The organism is Acinetobacter bohemicus ANC 3994 (assembly GCF_000367925.1).
Classification (GTDB): Bacteria; Pseudomonadota; Gammaproteobacteria; order Pseudomonadales; family Moraxellaceae; genus Acinetobacter; species Acinetobacter bohemicus.
This window is the reverse complement of sequence record NZ_KB849175.1, coordinates 336,010-355,267: the sequence shown is the minus strand read 5'-3', so window position 1 is coordinate 355,267 and position 19,258 is coordinate 336,010. Positions and strand designations below refer to the sequence as shown.

The 19,258-nt window shown below is 43.0% G+C and carries 15 protein-coding genes and 1 riboswitch; of the genes, 14 read left to right on the top strand and 1 reads right to left on the bottom strand.

Features of this window, described 5'->3' with window-relative positions; translation table 11 throughout:
• Nucleotide 1: 1 nt before the first annotated feature.
• The 5 genes from F994_RS12125 to lpxC all read left to right on the top strand — a co-directional run bounded on the left by F994_RS12125 (nucleotide 2) and on the right by lpxC (nucleotide 5,499).
• Complete coding sequence (locus F994_RS12125; protein ID WP_004650779.1) at nucleotides 2–931, top strand: D-alanine--D-alanine ligase; 930 nt, start codon at nucleotides 2–4, stop codon at nucleotides 929–931.
• A gap of 3 nt (nucleotides 932–934) precedes the next feature.
• Nucleotides 935–1,789, top strand: a complete 855-nt coding sequence (locus F994_RS12120; protein WP_004650778.1) for a cell division protein FtsQ/DivIB — start codon at nucleotides 935–937, stop codon at nucleotides 1,787–1,789.
• Between the two features lie 71 nt (nucleotides 1,790–1,860).
• Complete coding sequence (ftsA, locus tag F994_RS12115; RefSeq protein WP_004650777.1) at nucleotides 1,861–3,123, top strand: cell division protein FtsA; 1,263 nt, start codon at nucleotides 1,861–1,863, stop codon at nucleotides 3,121–3,123.
• Between the two features lie 159 nt (nucleotides 3,124–3,282).
• On the top strand, nucleotides 3,283–4,473 hold the full coding sequence (gene ftsZ / locus F994_RS12110; RefSeq protein ID WP_004650776.1) for a cell division protein FtsZ: 1,191 nt from the start codon (nucleotides 3,283–3,285) through the stop codon (nucleotides 4,471–4,473).
• A gap of 123 nt (nucleotides 4,474–4,596) precedes the next feature.
• Nucleotides 4,597–5,499 (top strand): UDP-3-O-acyl-N-acetylglucosamine deacetylase, encoded by a 903-nt coding sequence (gene lpxC, locus F994_RS12105; RefSeq protein ID WP_034697125.1) that lies wholly within the window; start codon nucleotides 4,597–4,599, stop codon nucleotides 5,497–5,499.
• A 97-nt stretch (nucleotides 5,500–5,596) separates the two neighbouring features.
• Here lpxC and F994_RS12100 read toward each other — a convergent pair whose 3' ends face one another.
• Complete coding sequence (locus tag F994_RS12100) at nucleotides 5,597–6,037, bottom strand: DciA family protein (protein ID WP_004650774.1); 441 nt, start codon at nucleotides 6,035–6,037, stop codon at nucleotides 5,597–5,599.
• Between the two features lie 108 nt (nucleotides 6,038–6,145).
• On the opposite strand from F994_RS12100, the gene F994_RS12095 reads away from it, so the two are divergent.
• From F994_RS12095 to recJ, 9 genes are all read left to right on the top strand, one after another.
• On the top strand, nucleotides 6,146–6,829 hold the full coding sequence (locus F994_RS12095) for a M23 family metallopeptidase (RefSeq protein ID WP_004650773.1): 684 nt from the start codon (nucleotides 6,146–6,148) through the stop codon (nucleotides 6,827–6,829).
• A gap of 281 nt (nucleotides 6,830–7,110) precedes the next feature.
• Nucleotides 7,111–9,813: a pyruvate dehydrogenase (acetyl-transferring), homodimeric type gene (aceE, locus tag F994_RS12090; RefSeq protein WP_004650771.1), complete on the top strand. Its 2,703-nt coding sequence runs from the start codon at nucleotides 7,111–7,113 to the stop codon at nucleotides 9,811–9,813.
• Between the two features lie 2 nt (nucleotides 9,814–9,815).
• On the top strand, nucleotides 9,816–11,780 hold the full coding sequence (locus F994_RS12085; protein ID WP_004650770.1) for a 2-oxo acid dehydrogenase subunit E2: 1,965 nt from the start codon (nucleotides 9,816–9,818) through the stop codon (nucleotides 11,778–11,780).
• A 132-nt stretch (nucleotides 11,781–11,912) separates the two neighbouring features.
• Nucleotides 11,913–12,055, top strand: a riboswitch (yybP-ykoY riboswitch).
• A 73-nt stretch (nucleotides 12,056–12,128) separates the two neighbouring features.
• Nucleotides 12,129–12,704 carry a TMEM165/GDT1 family protein gene (locus F994_RS12080; protein WP_004650769.1) on the top strand — a complete coding sequence of 192 codons (576 nt, stop codon included), beginning with the start codon at nucleotides 12,129–12,131 and terminating at the stop codon, nucleotides 12,702–12,704.
• A 181-nt stretch (nucleotides 12,705–12,885) separates the two neighbouring features.
• Entirely contained in the window at nucleotides 12,886–13,683 is a 798-nt protein-coding gene (locus F994_RS12075; protein WP_004650768.1) for an oxygen-binding di-iron domain-containing protein, read from the top strand.
• A gap of 234 nt (nucleotides 13,684–13,917) precedes the next feature.
• A complete protein-coding gene (guaB, locus tag F994_RS12070; protein ID WP_004650767.1) occupies nucleotides 13,918–15,384 on the top strand; it encodes an IMP dehydrogenase in 1,467 nt (488 codons plus the stop codon).
• A 125-nt stretch (nucleotides 15,385–15,509) separates the two neighbouring features.
• Nucleotides 15,510–16,841, top strand: a complete 1,332-nt coding sequence (glmM, locus tag F994_RS12065) for a phosphoglucosamine mutase (protein ID WP_004650766.1) — start codon at nucleotides 15,510–15,512, stop codon at nucleotides 16,839–16,841.
• Nucleotides 16,842–16,850: 9 nt separating this feature from the next.
• The gene (pdxH, locus tag F994_RS12060; RefSeq protein WP_004650765.1) at nucleotides 16,851–17,507 is read left to right on the top strand and encodes a pyridoxamine 5'-phosphate oxidase; all 657 of its coding nucleotides are present in this window, start codon (nucleotides 16,851–16,853) and stop codon (nucleotides 17,505–17,507) included.
• Nucleotides 17,508–19,211, top strand: coding sequence for a single-stranded-DNA-specific exonuclease RecJ (recJ, locus tag F994_RS12055; RefSeq protein ID WP_004650764.1), 1,704 nt, complete (start codon nucleotides 17,508–17,510; stop codon nucleotides 19,209–19,211).
• The last annotated feature ends 47 nt before the right edge of the window (nucleotides 19,212–19,258 follow it).

The window sequence follows — 19,258 nt, the reverse complement described above, 5'->3', positions numbered from 1 at the left end:
CGTGGCAAATGCTTCAGAATTCGGCAAAGTTGCCGTGTTGCTTGGTGGGAAATCAGCTGAGCGCGAGGTTTCTCTAAATAGTGGTAAAGCTGTACTTGAAGCATTGGTACGTTCAGGGATAAATGCCGAAGCGTTTGACCCACAAGAACGCAGTGTGACTGAACTTGTAAACTATGATCGCGCTTTTATTGTGCTACATGGTCGTGGCGGTGAAGACGGTCAAATTCAAGGTGCATTAGAATGGTTGAACTTGCCTTATACCGGTACTGGTGTACAGGGTTCGGCCATTGGTATGGATAAAGTCAAAACCAAGCAAGTTTGGCAGGGTTCGGACTTACCAACAGCGCCTTATCGCATCATTAGCCAAGAGTCAGATTTGGCTGAAGTGGTGGCGAATTTGGGCCTTCCACTGATTATCAAGCCGGTACACGAAGGTTCAAGTGTTGGCATGAGCAAAGTTGAAAAAGCAGAAGATTTGGCGGCCGCGATTGCCAAGGCGACCGAACATGATGCTGTTGTCATGGCTGAAAAATGGATTACCGGACGTGAATTCACCATTTCATTTTTAAATGGCCAACCGTTGCCTGTAATTCGTTTGCAACCGCCTGCGGATGTAGCATTTTATGACTACGACGCTAAATATAAGCGTAATGATGTGCAGTATGGTATTCCTTGCGGTCTAAGCGAAGATGAAGAAAAACAACTGCAAAGATTATGTTTACGTGCATTCCAAGCCGTTGGTGCAAGTGGTTGGGGGCGTATCGATGCGATGCAAGATGAGCATGGTCACTTCTGGTTGTTAGAAGTGAATACTGTGCCGGGCATGACCAGTCATTCTTTGGTGCCTAAAGCTGCGCAAGCAGTCGGTTATAGCTTTGATGAACTGTGTGTGGCGATTTTAGAACAAACATTGACGGGTGTGGCTCACTAAACTATGGCTCAACTTCCTGCTTCAATGCGCCGTAAACGAGCAGCAATCACATCAATACATGATAAGCCACCGACGCGTAAGGAAAAGCTTGCGAATGTGGGTGGCTGGTTGTTATTGCTTGTTGCGCTCGCAGTATTGGCTGTAGGGGTCTATGGTTTATATACGGTCATGACCGATGCGCGAGTGGCTGAGCTTCATGTTGTCGGAACACGATCAGATGCTGAAAATCGTCAGGTCATGACCCATGTTGCACCGACAGTCACCGCCAATTATTTTACCTCTGATTTAGAAAAAGTTCGAGATCAAGCATTAGCATTGTCTTGGGTTGATCGCGTGGTGGTATCACGTGCATGGCCAAACTCAATTCGAGTACGCGTTATGCCGCGTCATGCCATTGCTCGTTGGGGAACAGGGCGATTATTAAGTGATAGTGGTGACATTTTTGCAGAAGTCATACCGCAAAATAATCAAAAATTGCCCTTACTGCATGGACCGACTACGCAGTCAAAAATGATGATGCGGCGCTACAATGAAATTAATCAATTATTCCTGCCAGTCAATGTTCGTTTAAAAGAATTATATTTAACAGAACGTATGACTTGGTTTATGCAGTTTGATTCTGGTTTACGCATTATTGTGGATCAAGATCAGACCATGAGTAAACTTCAACGCTTGAGTCATCTGGCACAAAGTGATTTAAAACCAGTTTGGTCTAAAATTTCATCGGTTGATTTACGTTACAGAAATGGATTGGCCATACAGTGGAAGAATTCAGCAGCACCAAAAATTGTAAATGGTCACTTTGTTGTAACGATTGATGACACAAGCATTGCAGATGTAAGAGCGGTAAAGCCATAATTGAGCGGCTTTATATAAAATAGAGGCTTTAAGCCAAAAATTAACTAAACACGTAATGGTAGTAGTAGATAATGAATGAAGCTGTTCCCTCGGTTGTTGCGATTGACATTGGGACACACAAAGTTTCAGTTTTGATTGGTAAGGTACATGCGCCAGACAATATCCAAGTAATTGGTATGGCGACCGCTCGTAACCGAGGCATGAATAAAGGAAAAATTGTAAGTCTCGACAAAGTCATTACTGCAATCAAAAATGCCGTACAAGAAGCAGAAGACATGGCTGAATGCCGAGTGCATTCCGCTTGGATTTCAATTCCAAGTGCAGAATTAAAAAGCTTTTATGCATCAGGTCGTACACCTATTGAAAATAGTGACCACACCATTACCACAAGTGAGGTGGTACGCGCACTAGAGCTGGCCAAAGCCAGTCATTTAACTTCTGACCATTATTTGGTCAGTGCAGTGCCTTTGGGTTTTGAATTAGATGATTCAACAGAATGGGTGCAGAATCCAATTCGGATGTCTGCGCACAGTATGAAAGGGCATTATCAGTTGATGATGTTACCGATTAGCACCATGCAGAATTTGGATCGTGCGCTTAAAGGTGCCAATATTGGCGTTGAAAAAATGGTGGTGTCTTGTTTAGCCACGGCTGAATCGAGCTTGCTCAAAGATGAAAAAGAGTATGGCGTATGTTTGGTCGATATTGGTGCGGGCACGACCAATATCGCTGTGTATTTGGATGGTCGCCTTGCTTTAACCCATACTTTGCAACGTGGTGGTGAGCATGTGACCCGTGATATTGCGGCTGTACTGCAAACCACAACAGAAGAAGCTGAGCGAATTAAGCTATTGTATGGTTGTGTTGAACTGAAAGTGGTCAAACCAGACCATATGATTCAATTTCAAGGCATTGATGGTCCGCAAACGATTAGTCGTATTGAATTAACTGAAATTATTATTGCGCGTTATGAAGAAATTTTGAATCAAGTGCATCAAGAGTTACAACATAATGGTGCAATTCATGGTTTATATCATGGCGTAGTGCTGACGGGTGATGCCAGTCAAATCGAAGGCATGGTGAATTTGGCACGTCATATGCTGGGTGTTTCTGCGCATTTAGGCAATCCACCGGTACAGGTCTATGCTGAAGAACAAAATCAGGCTGCTTTGCGCCGTTCGCAATATGCAACAGCTGCTGGATTGTTAATGTTTAGTCAAAGTGACACACAAGATACTATTGTGGAAACTACGGATCCTGAAAAGCTGTCTGTTTTCAAGCGAGTAGGGCGAGCATGGTCAGCATTAAATAATCAATTAAAGTCGATATTTTAAGTTTAATTTTTTGGGAATATTGTTAGGAAGTTGTACGTCTAACGGCTTGGACTTGACAAGCGTGCAGTTGAACAGCATTCTAAAAAACAATTTTATTAAGATCAAGGCAGTATACGGGCTTAAGTGACTGCCAATTACGCATTAGGAAATCCAAAGGTCATGGCCTCATTTGAATTTTTAGAAGATGATCAAAACGATAGCAACGGTCAAGCCCGTTTCACTGTGTTTGGTGTAGGTGGTGCAGGTGGTAATGCTGTACAACATATGCTTGAGTCAGACATTCAAGGTGTAAAATTTGTTTGTGCCAATACGGATAAACAAGCTTTAGATCGTATGAATGCACAATTCAAAATTCAGTTAGGCGAACAAAGCACACGTGGTTTGGGTGCGGGTGCAAATCCTCAAGTGGGTCAAACTGCTGCTGAAGAAAGCCGTGAAATCATTCGCCAACACCTTGAAGGAACAGACATGGTCTTTGTCACTGCCGGTATGGGTGGTGGTACAGGTACGGGTGCTGCCCCTGTTGTTGCGGAAATTGCCAAAGAAATGGGCATTTTGACTGTCGGTGTGGTGACAACTCCGTTTAACTTTGAAGGTAAACGTCGTCAACAATCTGCTGAAAAAGGTATTGAAGCTTTAGAAGCGCATGTTGATTCTTTAATTATTATTCCAAATCAACGTTTGCTTAAAGTCTTCCGTGATATTTCAATGAAAGACGCCTACAAAAAAGCCGATGACGTATTGTTAAATGCGGTACGAAGTATCTTTGATCTGGTGGTTCGACCTGGACATATCAACCTTGACTTTGCCGATTTAAAAACCGCAATGAGCACGCGTGGTTATGCCATGATGGGTGTAGGTTCTGGTCGTGGTGAAACGCGTGCCCGCCAAGCTGCTGAACAAGCGATTCGTAGCCCACTGCTTGATAATGTCACTATTATGAATGCCAAAGGTATTTTGATTAATGTGACCGGTGGTGATGACGTGACCTTCGGTGAAATTGAAGAAATTACCGATGTCGTCAATCAGATTGTGGATTTAGATGAAGGTCAAGTGTTCTACGGCACTGTATTTGATCCAGATGCGCGTGATGAAATTAGCGTAACCGTGATTGCTACAGGTTTAACGCGCAATTCAGCAGATTCTGTGGATACGGTAAAACGTCCAACCACGCAGTCTGCAACTCGTCCAGTCAGTTCAGTTGCTCAAGCTGCTGTGGAAGATGACGACGTGCCAGCAATTCAGCGTCAACAGAGCGAAGCAAGTGCGACAGCTGCTCCAGCCGTCGGTACAGCGCGTCCAACACCGATGAGTATTCAAGATTACTTGAAAAATCAGCAACGTAAATAAAGATGAATTAATGTCGTCTGTATAAATTCAACAGAAAAGGTAGCCTAAAGGCTACCTTTTTGTTTTTTATCAATGGCTAAATATGCTAACGTATAGCGGTTTGATGAGCAGATGATAGAAAACATGTTGAAACAAAGAACCCTACAACGTGTCGTGAAAGCGAGCGGTATTGGTCTTCATAGTGGGCAAAAAGTCTTAATTAACTTTGTGCCGCACCATGTCGATGGGGGAATTGTGTTTCGACGTATCGATTTAGATCCACCTGTCGATATTCAAGCCAATGCTATGCTGATTCAAGAAGCATTTATGTGCTCTAATTTGGTTCAAGCAGATGCCAAGGTCGGCACGATTGAGCATGTTATGAGTGCGATTGCCGGATTAGGAATCGACAATCTGATTATTGAGGTTTCTGCTTCTGAAGTACCGATTATGGATGGCAGTGCAGGTCCATTTATTTACTTGCTGATGCAAGGTGGTCTGGCTGAGCAAAATGCGCCGAAAAAATTTATCAAAATTTTAAAAACAGTAGAAGCACTGATTGATGATAAGCGTGCCATTTTTCGCCCGCATGAGGGTTTCCAACTCAATTTCACGATTGACTTCGATCATCCCGCTTTTAAGAAAGAATATCAGTCAGCCACTATCGATTTTTCAACCGAAACCTTCGTGTATGAAGTGAGTGAAGCGCGAACTTTTGGTTTTATGAAAGATTTAGATTATCTGAAAGCCAATAATTTAGCCTTGGGTGCAAGTTTAGACAATGCGATTGGCGTGGATGAAACTGGGGTGGTCAATGAGGAGGGACTGCGCTTCTCTGATGAGTTTGTCCGTCACAAAATTTTAGATGCTGTGGGTGATTTATACTTACTGGGGCATCAAATTATTGCCAAATTTGATGGCTATAAATCAGGACATGCATTAAATAATCAGTTATTACGCAATGTTAAAAGTGATCCAACCAGTTACGAAATTGTAACATTTAATGACGAAACGCAATGTCCAATTCCTTATGTAAGTGTGACATAAGTCATTGTCTTTTAATGTGTGTGTTATAATATAACAACTATGACTGTTAAATCGATCACATAATTTTTGATTGATTTCAGCGACAGCAAAGTGCTGGTTACTTTTTATTGCTTGCCAAACGTAGCATTGCTTGGCTAAGCTTGGGGTCGCTCACAAAGTCAGCAGCACCACGGATTAAATCTTGAGTATCTGGGCTAAGGGATCTGGTCAGCGCTTCAGGTTTTAAGGGTGTTGTTGTTTGAATTCTTAAACGAACTTGCAGTTTCTGCAAATCTTTGAATTCTTCTAATTGTAATAATTGAGCAATATATTGCTTTTGAAGATATGCCAGTTGACTAATCATTGCCTGATTTTCACCGGTAATGGTCAAAATGCCATTTTGATAACAAACAACTTTCCATTGCTCCGGTTGGGGCAAGATAGGTTGAATGATTTTTGTAAGTTTCTGCCATGCAGCAACTTGTGTAGAGAGAAACGTAAAGTTTCCTGTTTTTAAGTGTTTTCTTGTTTGTTGAAAGAGCTTCACTGGTTCAGACATACATTGTTCCTTCATATTTGTGTCTTAATCTTATGCGCTTCGTTCAGTAGATATCAAGGAAGAGATCACACAAGGACATTAACTAAGAACAGTTAAAAGAGGTTTTTTATGCATACGCGACGTATTCTATTAGCGTTTTCATTGGCAGCGTCTGCTGCATCTGTAGCTTTTGCGGATTTAGTTGAACTCAATTCTAACGACGTATCAACAGATCGTATTGAACAACTGACTCGTACTTTGGCTCAGGGTTCTTATGTAGAATCAAATGAGATTGATCTTCCTGCTGAAATTCAAATGAGTGTTCAGTTACGTGAAAAAACGGTTGAATTGAACAATGAATCGCTTGCAAAGAAATACGGCTCAAGCACCTCAAAAAGTTATTCTAACAATCCTTACTCTTGGTTGGTATCGCACCCATTGCCTGATATGAATCGTGTCAGTTCAAACTATGGTGGTCGTACCATGGGTGGTCGTGCTGAAAATCATTCAGGTTTAGATATGTCAGCCCCAAGTGGTACTGCTATTTATGCCACCGGTCCAGGTGTAGTCACTAAATCGGGTTGGGGTACAGGTTATGGTCAATATGTGGAAATTAACCATGGTAATGGTTATCTCACGCGTTATGCACATGCATCTCGTCTGATTGCTCGCGTTGGCGATAAAGTGCAAGCCGGCGAACATATTGCGAATGTGGGTTGTACTGGTCGTTGTACTGGACCTCATTTACATTATGAAGTTGTCAAAGATGGTCAACGTAAAAATCCGTCAACTTATTTAGCGATGTTGCCATAAGTTTTTCAATGACGGGTTAGCAGTCTGCTCTAAATGGTCTTAAAGAATGTGATCTAAGCGCTTATAGCTTTTAACTCTAAATATTATCATTCAAAAGAATACTTATTGTATAAAAAACCGCCTTTATTGGCGGTTTTTTGTTTTATTGCGTAAAGAATGGTCAGCAGATATTTATTTTCTAAATAATAGTGCTATTCCGTATTCAGCTGTGGCAATAACTGAAACCTGCCAAAGTATGATACATATAGAGAATATAAATAGGCTCAAGGAATAGGTGCAATATGGCGTTTTATGGTGATACTGACGCGCAAGAAACCCAAGAATGGCAAGATGCTTTCGACTCGGTTTTACAACATATGGGAACGGAGCGAGCGGCATTTTTACTCGAAAAACTCTATCAGCGTGCAATTGCTACACATGTTCCTATTCAGCGCCTAAATACGCCTTACCGTAATACAATTTCGGTTGACGAAACGCCAGCAATGCCAGGTGACCAAGATATGGAACGCCGTATTCGTGCGTTGATTCGTTGGAATGCTTTGGCAATGGTGTTGCGTGCGAATAAAACAGGTGATGATTTAGGTGGTCACTTAGCAAGTTTTGCATCTTCAGCAACCTTGTATGATGTTGGGTTTAACCATTTCTTCCGTGCTAATAGTGATCACTTCGGTGGTGACATGATCTATTATCAAGGTCACTGTGCACCGGGTATTTATGCACGTTCATTCCTTGAAGGCCGTTTGACTGAAGACCATTTAAATAATTTCCGTCGCGAAGTAGGCGGTATTGGTCTTCCAAGTTACCCGCATCCGTACTTAATGCCAGACTATTGGCAGTTCCCGACCGTATCGATGGGCTTAGGTCCAATCATGTCGATTTATCAAGCGCACATTCAAAAATATTTGATGAACCGTGGTTTGATTAAAGAAGAAGACCGTAAAGTTTGGGCTTATCTTGGCGATGGTGAAATGGATGAGCCAGAAAGCTTGGGCGCAATTTCATTAGCAGGCCGTGAAAAGCTAGATAACCTGATTTGGGTGGTCAACTGTAACTTACAGCGTCTAGATGGTCCTGTACGTGGTAACGGCAAAATTATTCAAGAGCTTGAATCATTGTTCCGTGGCGCAGGTTGGCGTGTGATTAAAGTCGTTTGGGGCCGTCATTGGGATCCATTGTTGGCGAAAGACACCACTGGCGCACTTCAGGCAGTAATGGAAGAAGCGGTCGATGGTGATTTCCAACGTTACCAAGTGAAAGGTGGCGCATATACGCGTGAAAAATTCTTTGGTAAGTATCCTGAAGCTGCGGAACTGGTCAAAGATTTAAGCGATGAGGATATTGATAATCTAAATCGTGGTGGTCATGACCCATACAAAGTCTTTGCTGCTTATGCAGAAGCATGTACAGCCAAAGGTCAGCCGACTGTAATTCTTGCGAAAACAGTTAAAGGTTATGGTTTATCTGAAGAAATTGAAGCGGTTAACAAAACGCATCAAATCAAAAAAATGCAGATTGAATCTTTAAAATACGTTCGTGACCGTTTCAACTTGCCATTCAATGATGAGCAATTAGAAGAAGTTCCTTTCTATCGTCCAAGCGAAAATTCGCCTGAACTGAAATATATGAAGGCACGTCGTGAAGCGTTGGGTGGTTACTTACCTGCACGTCGTAAAGAAAGTGAACAACTTGCTATTCCTGAATTATCTGTATTTGATGCGGTGTTGAAAGGCAGTGGTGGTAAAGAACAATCAACCACGATGGTGATGGTGCGTTTAATCTCTGCATTATTGAAAGAGAAAGCCATTAAAGACCGCGTTGTACCGATCGTTCCTGATGAAGCACGTACTTTCGGTTTAGAAGGGATGTTCCGTCAATTGGGTATTTATGCCGCTCATGGTCAAAAATATACCCCTGAAGACCAAGAACAATTGATGCATTACCGTGAAGCAAAAGACGGTCACATGCTTCAAGAGGGGATTAACGAAGCGGGCGCGATGAGTGCATGGGCAGCTTTGGCCACCAGTTATTCAACCAATAACCTGCCAATGATTCCAATGTACATGTACTACTCAATGTTTGGTTTCCAACGTATTGGGGACATTGCATGGGCAGCAGGCGACGCACAAGCACAAGGCTTCTTGTTGGGTGCTACCGCAGGTCGTACCACGCTAAACGGTGAAGGTTTACAGCACCAAGATGGTCACTCGCACATTCTTGCCAACACCATTCCAAACTGTATCTCTTATGATCCATGTTTTGGTTATGAACTTGCGGTCATCGTACATGATGGCTTACAGCGCATGTATGTGAATCAAGAGCGTGTGTTCTATTACTTAACGGTGATGAACGAAAACTACGAACATCCTGAAATGCCACAAGGCGCTGAGGAAGGCATTAAGCGTGGTATGTACTTATTGCAAGAAGATGAGAAAGCCACTGTACAGTTGATGGGTTCAGGCGTAATTCTACGTGAAGTGATTAAAGCGGCGCAAATTTTGCGTGATGAATACCAAATTCATTCGAATGTATACAGCGTAACCAGCTTTAACGAACTGGCACGTGACGGTATGGCGTGTGAAGAATACAACCGCTTGCATCCAATGGCTGAAACAGCAAAAGAAGCGTGGATCTCGAAGCAACTTCGCAATACCAACGGTATCGTAGTTTCGGCTACAGACCATATGCGTGCATACAGCGAACAAATTCGTGCTTATCTTCCAGATAACCGTCCATTCGTAGCGTTAGGTACAGATGGCTATGGCCGTTCAGATACACGCGCAAATTTACGTAGTTATTTCGGTGTTGATGCTGCGCATATTGTGGTAGCGACGTTGAAAAAACTCGCGGATGAAGGCGAAGTAGATGCGCGTTTAGTGAAAGATGCAATTTCTAGTTTTGAATTAGATACAGACCGCCCAGTGGCTTGGTTGCCACAAACGCATCCAGAGCTTCATGCGGTTGCTGACTACAAAGAGGAGAACTAATCATGCAAATTACGACTCCAGATATTGGTGTAGATAAAGCAACAGTGGCAGAAATTTTAGTCAAAGTGGGCGATACCATTAGCGTTGATGACAGTATTATCTTACTTGAATCTGATAAAGCCTCTGTTGAAGTGCCTAGCACTTCGGCAGGTGTGGTGAAAAGCATTTTGGTTAATTTGGGTGATGAAGTTGCTGAAGGTGCAGTCTTGATCGAACTAGAAGCAGAAGCTGCGACGGCAGTTGAAGCAGTTGCAACAACTCAGCCTGAAGCTGCGGTTGCTCCTGTTCAAGCCAATACAGCGCCAGTGGTTGAAGAAAAAACGTCAACGCCTGCTGCGACAGCAACAGTGGTTGAAGTACAAGTGCCGGATATTGGCGTAGACAAAGCCTTGGTTGGTGAAATCTTGGTTCAAGTTGGCGATGAAATTGACGTTGATCAAAGCATTGTTGTAGTTGAATCAGATAAAGCGACCGTTGAAGTGCCGAGTACGATTGCAGGTACGGTTGAATCGATTAGCATTCAAGTGGGCGATAGTGTCAAAGAAGGTGTGGTGATTCTGACTGTAAAAACGGTGAGTTCAGTTGCACAAGTGACCGCTGAGCCTGCAAAAGTTGCAGCGCCTCAAGTCGCTGAAAGTAAGCCTGCCGAAGTAGCAGCACAAGTTGCTTCTGCTCCTGCGGGCGCGGTTGAAATTGCAGTACCTGATTTAGGTGTAGATAAAGCTGCCGTTGCTGAAATTTTGGTGGCTGTGGGTGATACGGTTGAAAAAGACCAAAGCATCATCGTGGTTGAATCAGATAAAGCGACCGTTGAAGTACCAAGTACGATTGCAGGTGTGATCAAAGCAATTCATGTTGCACTGGGTCAAAATGTTTCGGAAGGTATTGCACTGGTAACGATTGAAGCTGAAGGTCAAGCTCCTACACCTGTTGCGAAAGTCGAGACAGCAAAAGCGACAGCTCCTACTCAAGCAGCAGCGAAAGTACAACAATCTGCTCCTGTAGTTGCGACTACAAATGACGTAGATAAGTTAACCAAAGAGCAGAGTGCGGCAAATTCGAAAGTATATGCAGGCCCTGCGGTGCGTAAACTTGCACGTGAACTTGGTGTCGTGTTGTCAGAAGTGAAAGCATCAGGCCCGCATGAACGTTTGATGAAAGAAGATCTGGTTGCTTATGTAAAAACGCGTTTGACCGCGCCTCAGGTTGCTCCAGTCGCTCAAGCGGTTGCTCAAGTTTCTGGTTTGCCAAAACTGCCTGACTTTACAGCATTTGGTGGTACAGAAGAAAAAGTCATGACGCGTTTGCAACAGGTTTCTGTTCCGCAATTGTCATTGAATAACTTCATTCCACAAGTCACACAGTTTGACGCAGCGGATATTTCTGAGCTTGAAGCATGGCGTAATGATCTTAAAGGAAACTTTAAGAAAGAAGGCATTAGCCTGACCATTATGGCATTCATTATTAAAGCCGTTGCGCATCTATTGAAAGAAGAGCGTGATTTTGCAGGTCACTTGGCAGATGATGGTAAGTCAGTGTTGTTACGTAATGAAATCCATATGGGGATTGCCGTTGCGACACCAGATGGCTTAACCGTTCCTGTATTACGTCATCCTGACCAAAAATCAATTAAGCAAATTGCGGTTGAATTGGGTGTGCTGGGTCAAAAAGCGCGTGACAAAAAGCTTTCTCCGAAAGATCTTCAAGGTGCGAACTTTACCATTACTAGCCTAGGTTCAATTGGTGGTACAGCATTTACCCCATTGGTGAACTGGCCTCAAGTGGCAATTTTGGGTATTTCGCCGGCAACCATGCAACCTGTTTGGAATGGCGAAGGTTTTGATCCGAAATTGATGCTTCCATTGTCATTGTCTTATGACCACCGTGTGATTAATGGTGCAGATGCTGCGCGTTTCACCAATAAATTGACCAAGCTTTTGGCTGATATTCGTAGCTTATTGCTCTAATTTTTAGTCTAAAAAGGCGCATCAAAACCCTGCTTAGGCAGGGTTTTTTTATTGGGAAAAATTCGTTGCTTTATATGTCGTGGACAAAAATAAAATCTGATTTGAAAAAAAATGCTGTGTAAATTACACTAGCACTACTTCATTGGGGAGTAGCCGCTTTTTACGCAATGTAAAAAGGTGATGATCAACATAATTGTTCAACAGAACATGGTCATCATAGCAAAGAACCAATTCAGCTTTTCAAAAAGCTTTTTTTGTTGGCAAGACCTTTGATTTATTACTCTGCAGATTTTTGGCTAGCAGGAGTGATAAGTCATCGGCAAATTTTGCTAGCCAGAGAAAGTTCATATGTATGAGTTCCTGATCTCAACCGCGATAGTTGCACTTGCTGAAATGGGTGATAAAACCCAATTATTGGCACTCTTGCTCGCAGCACGCTTCCGTAAACCGATTCCAATTTTATTGGCCATTTTACTGGCGACCTTATTAAATCATGGTATTTCAGCCGTTCTCGGTCAGTGGATTACCACAGTTCTTAGCCCTGATGTGTTGCTTTGGATTGTATCGCTTGGTTTTATTGCCATGGCATTGTGGATGCTGGTTCCAGACCAACTGGATGATGAAACCGACAGCATTAATAAATGGCAAAGATATGGCGTGTTTGGTGCGACCTTTGTGCTGTTTTTTCTGGCTGAAATTGGCGATAAAACTCAAGTGGCAACCATAGCGCTCGCTGCACGTTTTGACAGTATTTTCTGGGTGATGGCGGGTACCACAGTGGGGATGATGATTGCCAATGCTCCTGCCGTCTTTATTGGCGATAAGCTGGCAGATAAGTTACCTATTTCACTGATTCATAAAATTGGTGCAAGCATATTCTTGCTGATCGGTATTTCAACTTTAGTCCAACATTATTTCTTTTAAAGCTGTGTTAGGGTAAAAATCCTTGCGTTTTTGTCGGGATTTTTACTCGCTTAAATGTGGCACAATTTACTGATAAATTTAAGAATATTTAAACACATGTTTATTGTATATTTCTATAATTCCATATATGTTGTGAGGGATTAAAAAGGCAATTTTAAAACAATATTTTGGGGAATCGGTTATGGCGTTTGATCGCACGACATCACAAGTGTTATTTGATAATGGCACACATAAGTGTATTAGCTTTACCAGCCTCGTCAAAGGTGAAGGCGTACAAGCGAACCAATTTCTAATTTTGGATAATGAACGTGCAGCGGTACTTGATCCAGGGGGTGATTTAACCTATGTCCCTCTGACCATGGAACTGAATAAATATACCCGTTTGACCAATCTTGACTATGTCATGGCCTCACACCAAGACCCCGATATTATTACCTCGATGCCACGTTGGTTGGTGTATACCGAAGCCAAAGTGGTGGCATCTAAACTGTGGGCACGCTTTTTACCGCATTTGAACTCTGCCTTTATGAGTGATCGAATGAAAGGTGGCTGGTTGGAACGCTTGATTGAATTGCCAGACCACGGTGGGATCATTCCTTTGGGCGAATCAAAAATTATTGTCGTTCCTGCCCATTTCCTACATTCGGTAGGTAACTTCCAATTCTACGATCCAATTGCAAAAATTTTATTTTCAGGCGATATGGGCGCATCTATGGTGGATGATGCCAATAAGCCATTGGAAAATTTTGCTTCGCATATTCCGAAAATGAAATCTTTTCATCAACGCTATATGTGTTGCAATAAAATCATTCGTTTATGGGTGAAAATGGTCCGCACCATGGATGTTGAAATGATTGTCCCACAGCACGGTACACCTTTTATTGGGAAAGAGCAGGTCAATCAATTTCTGGATTGGATTGAAACGTTAGAGTGCGGTACTGATTTGATGGATGAATCGGTCTTTACCTGCCCAACTTAATTAATGTCATCCCTTTGCCATACCTGACAAGGATGTTCTGTATGGCAAGTCAAACGTCTTGCGCTGCGCAGCTTAAAAGAAGCAGGCGTGGATAAAGTCTATTGATGATAATTTTATAAAAAATTGATGAATATTCAGCAATGTAAATTTATTTTACCTCGCTGTTTGAAATTAACATGAATAAAACTGTTTTTTTGTTTATAATAGCGCACGGAAATTACCAGTGAGACTGTTATGTTGACCATCGTTCAAGAAGCGCTAACCTTCGATGATGTCTTATTACTCCCTGCCTACTCAACTGTCCTCCCAAAAGATGTCTCCTTAAAGACACGCCTAACTCGTGGCATTAATCTGAATATCCCGCTTATTTCAGCTGCAATGGATACTGTGACAGAATCACGTATGGCAATTGCGATGGCACAAAATGGTGGCATTGGCATCCTGCATAAAAATATGGATATTTCTGCTCAAGCAGCTGAAGTACGCCGTGTGAAAAAATTTGAAGCAGGGATGGTGAAAGATCCTATCACTGTGACTCCAGAAACCACGGTTCGCGAACTTATTGCAATCACTCAAGCCAACAATATCAGCGGTGTACCTGTTGTAAAAGATGGCAAAGTGGTGGGTATTGTGACGGGTCGTGATACACGTTTCGTGACCAGTTTAGAACAGCCTGTAAGTAACATCATGACCGGTCAAGACCGTCTGGTGACGGTTCGTGAAAACGAATCTAAAGAAAATATCCAAGCATTATTACAAAAAAATCGTATTGAAAAAGTACTGGTGGTTGGCGACAACAACGAGCTGAAAGGTTTAATTACGGTCACAGATTTCCGTAAAGCAGAACTTTATCCAAACAGCTGTAAAGATGATTTAGGTCGTTTACGTGTTGGTGCTGCAGTCGGTACTGGTATTGAAACCCCTGCACGTGTTGAAGCATTGGTTGACGCGGGTGTAGATGCCATTGTGGTTGATACGGCGCATGGTCACTCTGCGGGTGTTATTGAACGTGTGCGTTGGGTGAAAGCAAACTATCCGCAAGTTCAAGTGATTGGCGGTAATATCGCAACAGGTGATGCTGCATTGGCATTACTCGATGCGGGTGCGGATGCGGTTAAAGTCGGTATTGGTCCGGGTTCAATTTGTACCACACGTATTGTTGCTGGTATTGGCATGCCACAAATCTCTGCGATTGACAGCGTTGCCAATGCACTAAAAGATCAAATCCCACTCATCGCTGATGGCGGTATTCGCTTCTCTGGTGATATGGCAAAAGCGATTGGCGCGGGCGCAAGCACGATTATGGTCGGTTCAATGCTAGCAGGGACTGAAGAAGCACCGGGCGAAGTTGAATTTTTCCAAGGTCGTTACTACAAAGCATACCGTGGTATGGGTTCATTGGGTGCGATGGCAGGGGCTACAGGTTCTGCTGACCGTTATTTCCAAGACGCTAAAGCCGGTCAGGAAAAGCTAGTACCAGAAGGGATTGAAGGCCGTGTACCGTATAAAGGTCCGATGGGGAACATCGTGCATCAAATGATGGGCGGTTTACGTTCATCAATGGGTTATACCGGTTCTGCTGTAATTGAAGATCTTCGCCAAAATGCCAAGTTTGTCAAAATTACCTCGGCAGGAATGTCTGAATCTCATGTCCATGATGTGACCATTACTAAAGAAGCACCGAACTATCGTGTGGGTTGATTTTTAGTAATTCGTTTCATGAAAAGCCGTCATTTATATGACGGCTTTTTTGATTTTGGTGTAAAGTAATTGTGGAAAAATTGGATGATGAATTTCATCATAGATGTATAAGAAGTGAGTAAAAAATGAGTTATTTTGGAACAGATGGTATCCGTGGGAAGTTTGGGGAACTTCCAATTACGCCTGAATTTGCACTTAAGCTCGGCTTTGCAGCAGGTAAAGTTTTAAAAAAAATGAGCAATAGAAAAAAACCGATTGTTGTTTTAGGCAAAGATACCCGTTTATCGGGCTATATTTTGGAATCAGCCTTACAGGCCGGTTTAAATGCCGCTGGGGTTTATGTCCATTTATTAGGACCCTTGCCCACCCCCGCGATTGCCCATTTAACTCGTGCTTTGCATGCCAGTTTAGGCATTGTGATTTCAGCTTCACATAATCCTTATTATGATAACGGAATTAAATTTTTCTCAAGTGAAGGCAAAAAACTGCCCGATGATGTTCAAGAAGCGATTAATCAAGAACTTGAAAAAGAATTAAAGATTGAAGATACCGCAAATTTGGGTAAAAGCGTGCGTGTCAAAGATGCCAATGGCCGTTACATTGAATTTTGTAAATCGACATTTCCCTACCATTTTGACCTAAGCAATTTAAAAATTGTGGTGGACTGTGCCAATGGGGCAGCCTATAACGTAGGTCCTGCGGTATTTAAAGAATTAGGCGCCAAAATTGTTGCGCTTTATAATGAACCCGATGGCTTAAACATCAATGAACAGTGTGGTTCAACCCATCCTGAAAAATTGCAAAAAGCCGTGCTTCACCATCATGCAGATTTAGGGATTGCCTTTGATGGCGATGCTGACCGCGTAATTTTGGTCGATCAACGTGGTGAATTGGTTGATGGCGACAGTATTTTATATATTCTTGCCACTCAAGCCAGTCATAAACCCGCAGGGATTGTCGGCACCGTGATGAGTAATATGGCGCTGGAATTGGCTTTGGAAAAAGCACAAGTGCCATTTGTCCGTGCTAGCGTGGGTGACCGTTATGTGTTGCAGGCATTGGATGAAAAAGGTTGGGTCATTGGTGGTGAGCCATCAGGACATATTCTGACCTTAGATAAAAGCACCACAGGTGATGCGATTATTGCCGCATTACAAGTATTGACGGTAATGGTCGAACAGAAAAAAGCCTTGCATGAATTGGTTGCTGACTTCCATTTATTGCCGAATGTCTTGGTTAATGTGCGTTTAGAAGCAATGTTTGATCCGTATGCGGTGCCTGCTTTGGTTACAGAGTTTGAAAAAGCGGAAGCACAGCTCAAAGGTCGTGGACGTTTGTTGATTCGTAAATCAGGCACTGAGCCGGTGATTCGTGTCATGGTGGAAGGGGATGATCTGCAAGAAGTTACGGCTTTAGCCAATCATCTTGCAGATGCTGTACGTGCCAACGCTGCTTAAGGTAAGTCTATGGATGATGTGATTAAAGACTTAAGCGAACTGCGCTTAAGTTACCAAAAAGATGAGTTACATGAAACTCAGGTGGATGAAAACCCACATCAGCAGTTTTTAACTTGGTTTAATGCTGCTTTAGCCGCGCACTTGCATGAACCTTATGCCATGTCGTTGGCAACGGCAAATGCACAGGGTCGTCCGCATGTACGTACCGTATTATTGCGTGGTGCAACGACATCGGGTTACGACTTTTATAGCAACTATGACAGCCAAAAAGGCCTAGATTTAATTAGCAATCCGTATGCGGAGTTGCTGTTTTATTGGCCTGAATTGGAACGTCAAATTCGTGTCAGTGGTCAGGTCGAAAAGATCTCTTTAGCAGAGTCGACAGACTATTATCATAAACGTCCACGTGATAGCCAAATTGCAGCGCACATTAGTACGCCGCAAAGTGGTGTTATTGCCAGTCGTGAAGAATTGCAGACACGTTTCCAAGCCTTGCATGAACAAGTGACAGAAAAAGCCGAATTGGCAAAACCAGAATTCTGGGGGGGCTATCGTTTAGTGCCCGATTATTATGAATTTTGGCAAGGTCGTCCAAACCGTTTACATGACCGTTTAAGTTATGAAAGAATCGACGGTCTATGGACCTTACAACGACTTATGCCTTAAATGCCAAAAACATTGATTCAGCAACGCCCTTTGATGACACGCCCTGAAAATATTCAGGGCGTGTCGCCATTTATTGCCCAAATTTTAGCGCGCCGTGGCGTGCAATCAGAACAAGAACTTGAGTTTAAACTGAAGCATTTACTTGCGCCCAATATGAAAGGTTTAGAGCAAGCCATTCAAATTATTGACCAAGCGATTGATCAAAATAACAAGATTATTATTGTCGGTGATTATGATGCCGATGGTGCGACCAGTACCGCATTGATGGTTTTAGCCCTACGCGATATGGGGGCAAATGTTGAATATTTGGTTCCCGACCGTTTTAAATATGGTTATGGCCTAACAGCGAAAATTGCAGATCTGGCTTTTAGTCGCTATCAACCTGATCTGCTGATTACGGTTGATAACGGCATTTCAAGTCATGCGGGTGTCGAACAAGCACAGGCACATGGCATGCACGTGATTATTACTGATCATCACCTGACCACCAAAGCAACCCCCAAAGCTGAAGCGGTGGTGAATCCCAATCAATTGGGCTGTGAATTTCCAAGTAAGGCTTTGGCAGGAGTTGGGGTTGCATTTTACCTGCTGGCACGACTGTCGAGTTATCGCAGTCAATTGGGGAAATCGGCCAGTAAAGTGGCACAGTATTTAGACTTGGTGGCTTTAGGCACTTATGCGGATGTGGCAAGCTTGGATTATAACAACCGTATTTTGGTGGATGCGGGGGTGAAACGGATCCAGCAAAATCAATGCCGTGCCGGAATCAGCGCACTTTTGGATATCGCAGGACGTGACCCTGCACAGCTTAAAGCCCAAGATTTAGGCTTTGTCTTGGGACCTCGGGTGAATGCCGCAGGGCGGATGGAAACCATGGACATTGGCATTGAATGTCTATTGGCGCAGGATATGCAAACCGCTTATCCACTGGCACAGCAACTCAATGATTTGAACGTTGAGCGTCGCCAAGTCGAATTGCAAATGAAGCAGCAGGCTCTAGTTGAACTGGAAAAATTACAGTTGGATCAGCAGCATTTACCTGCCACGTTGGTGATGTTTGATGAACACTGGCATCAGGGGGTGATTGGCATTGTCGCAGGTCGCTTGAAAGAACAATTTCATCGTCCAAGTATTGTGTTTGCAGCGGATGATGACGGGATTCATATCAAAGGTTCTGCTCGGTCGATAGACGGTGTGCATATTCGTGATGCCATCGAGATGATTGCAGAGCAATATCCACATTTGGTCAGCCACTTTGGTGGACATGCTGCCGCAGCAGGATTGACCCTTCAGAAAGTGCATTTTGCGCAATTTAAGCAAGCTTTTGAACAATTGATCTCGGCGATGGATGAGTCACTGTTTCATGCCACTGTATGGACGGATGGTGAATTAGCAACAGAAAACTTTCAACTTGAAACGGTGCAGTTGCTACAGAATTTGACCCCTTGGGGGCAAAAATTTCCATCGCCTATTTTTGAAGGTGTGTTTAAAGTTTTAGATTCTCGCTGGTTGAAAGAGAGCCATTTAAAACTGCGTTTGGCTTTAGACAATGGGAAAATTGTGGAAGCCATTGCTTTTAATGCCCGTGAGAAATTTGAATTTGATGCCATGCAAGATCGTGTCCGATTGGTGTATGAACTCGATCAAAATGAATTTAATGGCAAGGTGAGTTTGCAACTCCGGGTCATACATTTAGAGCATTAAAAAAACCGCTCATTTGAGCGGTTTTTTTATGAAATGAATATCTGTTT

Excerpts from the sequence above, each read along its gene's own strand:
- ftsA (WP_004650777.1), top strand. The coding sequence starts at position 1,861 with ATGAATGAAGCTGTTCCCTCGGTTGTTGCGATTGACATTGGGACACAC.
- aceE (WP_004650771.1), top strand. The coding sequence starts at position 7,111 with ATGGCGTTTTATGGTGATACTGACGCGCAAGAAACCCAAGAATGGCAA.
- guaB (WP_004650767.1), top strand. The coding sequence starts at position 13,918 with ATGTTGACCATCGTTCAAGAAGCGCTAACCTTCGATGATGTCTTATTA.
- F994_RS12080 (WP_004650769.1), top strand. The coding sequence starts at position 12,129 with ATGTATGAGTTCCTGATCTCAACCGCGATAGTTGCACTTGCTGAAATG.
- recJ (WP_004650764.1), top strand. The coding sequence starts at position 17,508 with ATGCCAAAAACATTGATTCAGCAACGCCCTTTGATGACACGCCCTGAA.
- F994_RS12085 (WP_004650770.1), top strand. The coding sequence starts at position 9,816 with ATGCAAATTACGACTCCAGATATTGGTGTAGATAAAGCAACAGTGGCA.
- glmM (WP_004650766.1), top strand. The coding sequence starts at position 15,510 with ATGAGTTATTTTGGAACAGATGGTATCCGTGGGAAGTTTGGGGAACTT.
- F994_RS12095 (WP_004650773.1), top strand. The coding sequence starts at position 6,146 with ATGCATACGCGACGTATTCTATTAGCGTTTTCATTGGCAGCGTCTGCT.
- ftsZ (WP_004650776.1), top strand. The coding sequence starts at position 3,283 with ATGGCCTCATTTGAATTTTTAGAAGATGATCAAAACGATAGCAACGGT.
- lpxC (WP_034697125.1), top strand. The coding sequence starts at position 4,597 with ATGTTGAAACAAAGAACCCTACAACGTGTCGTGAAAGCGAGCGGTATT.
- F994_RS12075 (WP_004650768.1), top strand. The coding sequence starts at position 12,886 with ATGGCGTTTGATCGCACGACATCACAAGTGTTATTTGATAATGGCACA.
- pdxH (WP_004650765.1), top strand. The coding sequence starts at position 16,851 with ATGGATGATGTGATTAAAGACTTAAGCGAACTGCGCTTAAGTTACCAA.
- F994_RS12100 (WP_004650774.1), bottom strand. The coding sequence starts at position 6,037 with ATGTCTGAACCAGTGAAGCTCTTTCAACAAACAAGAAAACACTTAAAA.
- F994_RS12120 (WP_004650778.1), top strand. The coding sequence starts at position 935 with ATGGCTCAACTTCCTGCTTCAATGCGCCGTAAACGAGCAGCAATCACA.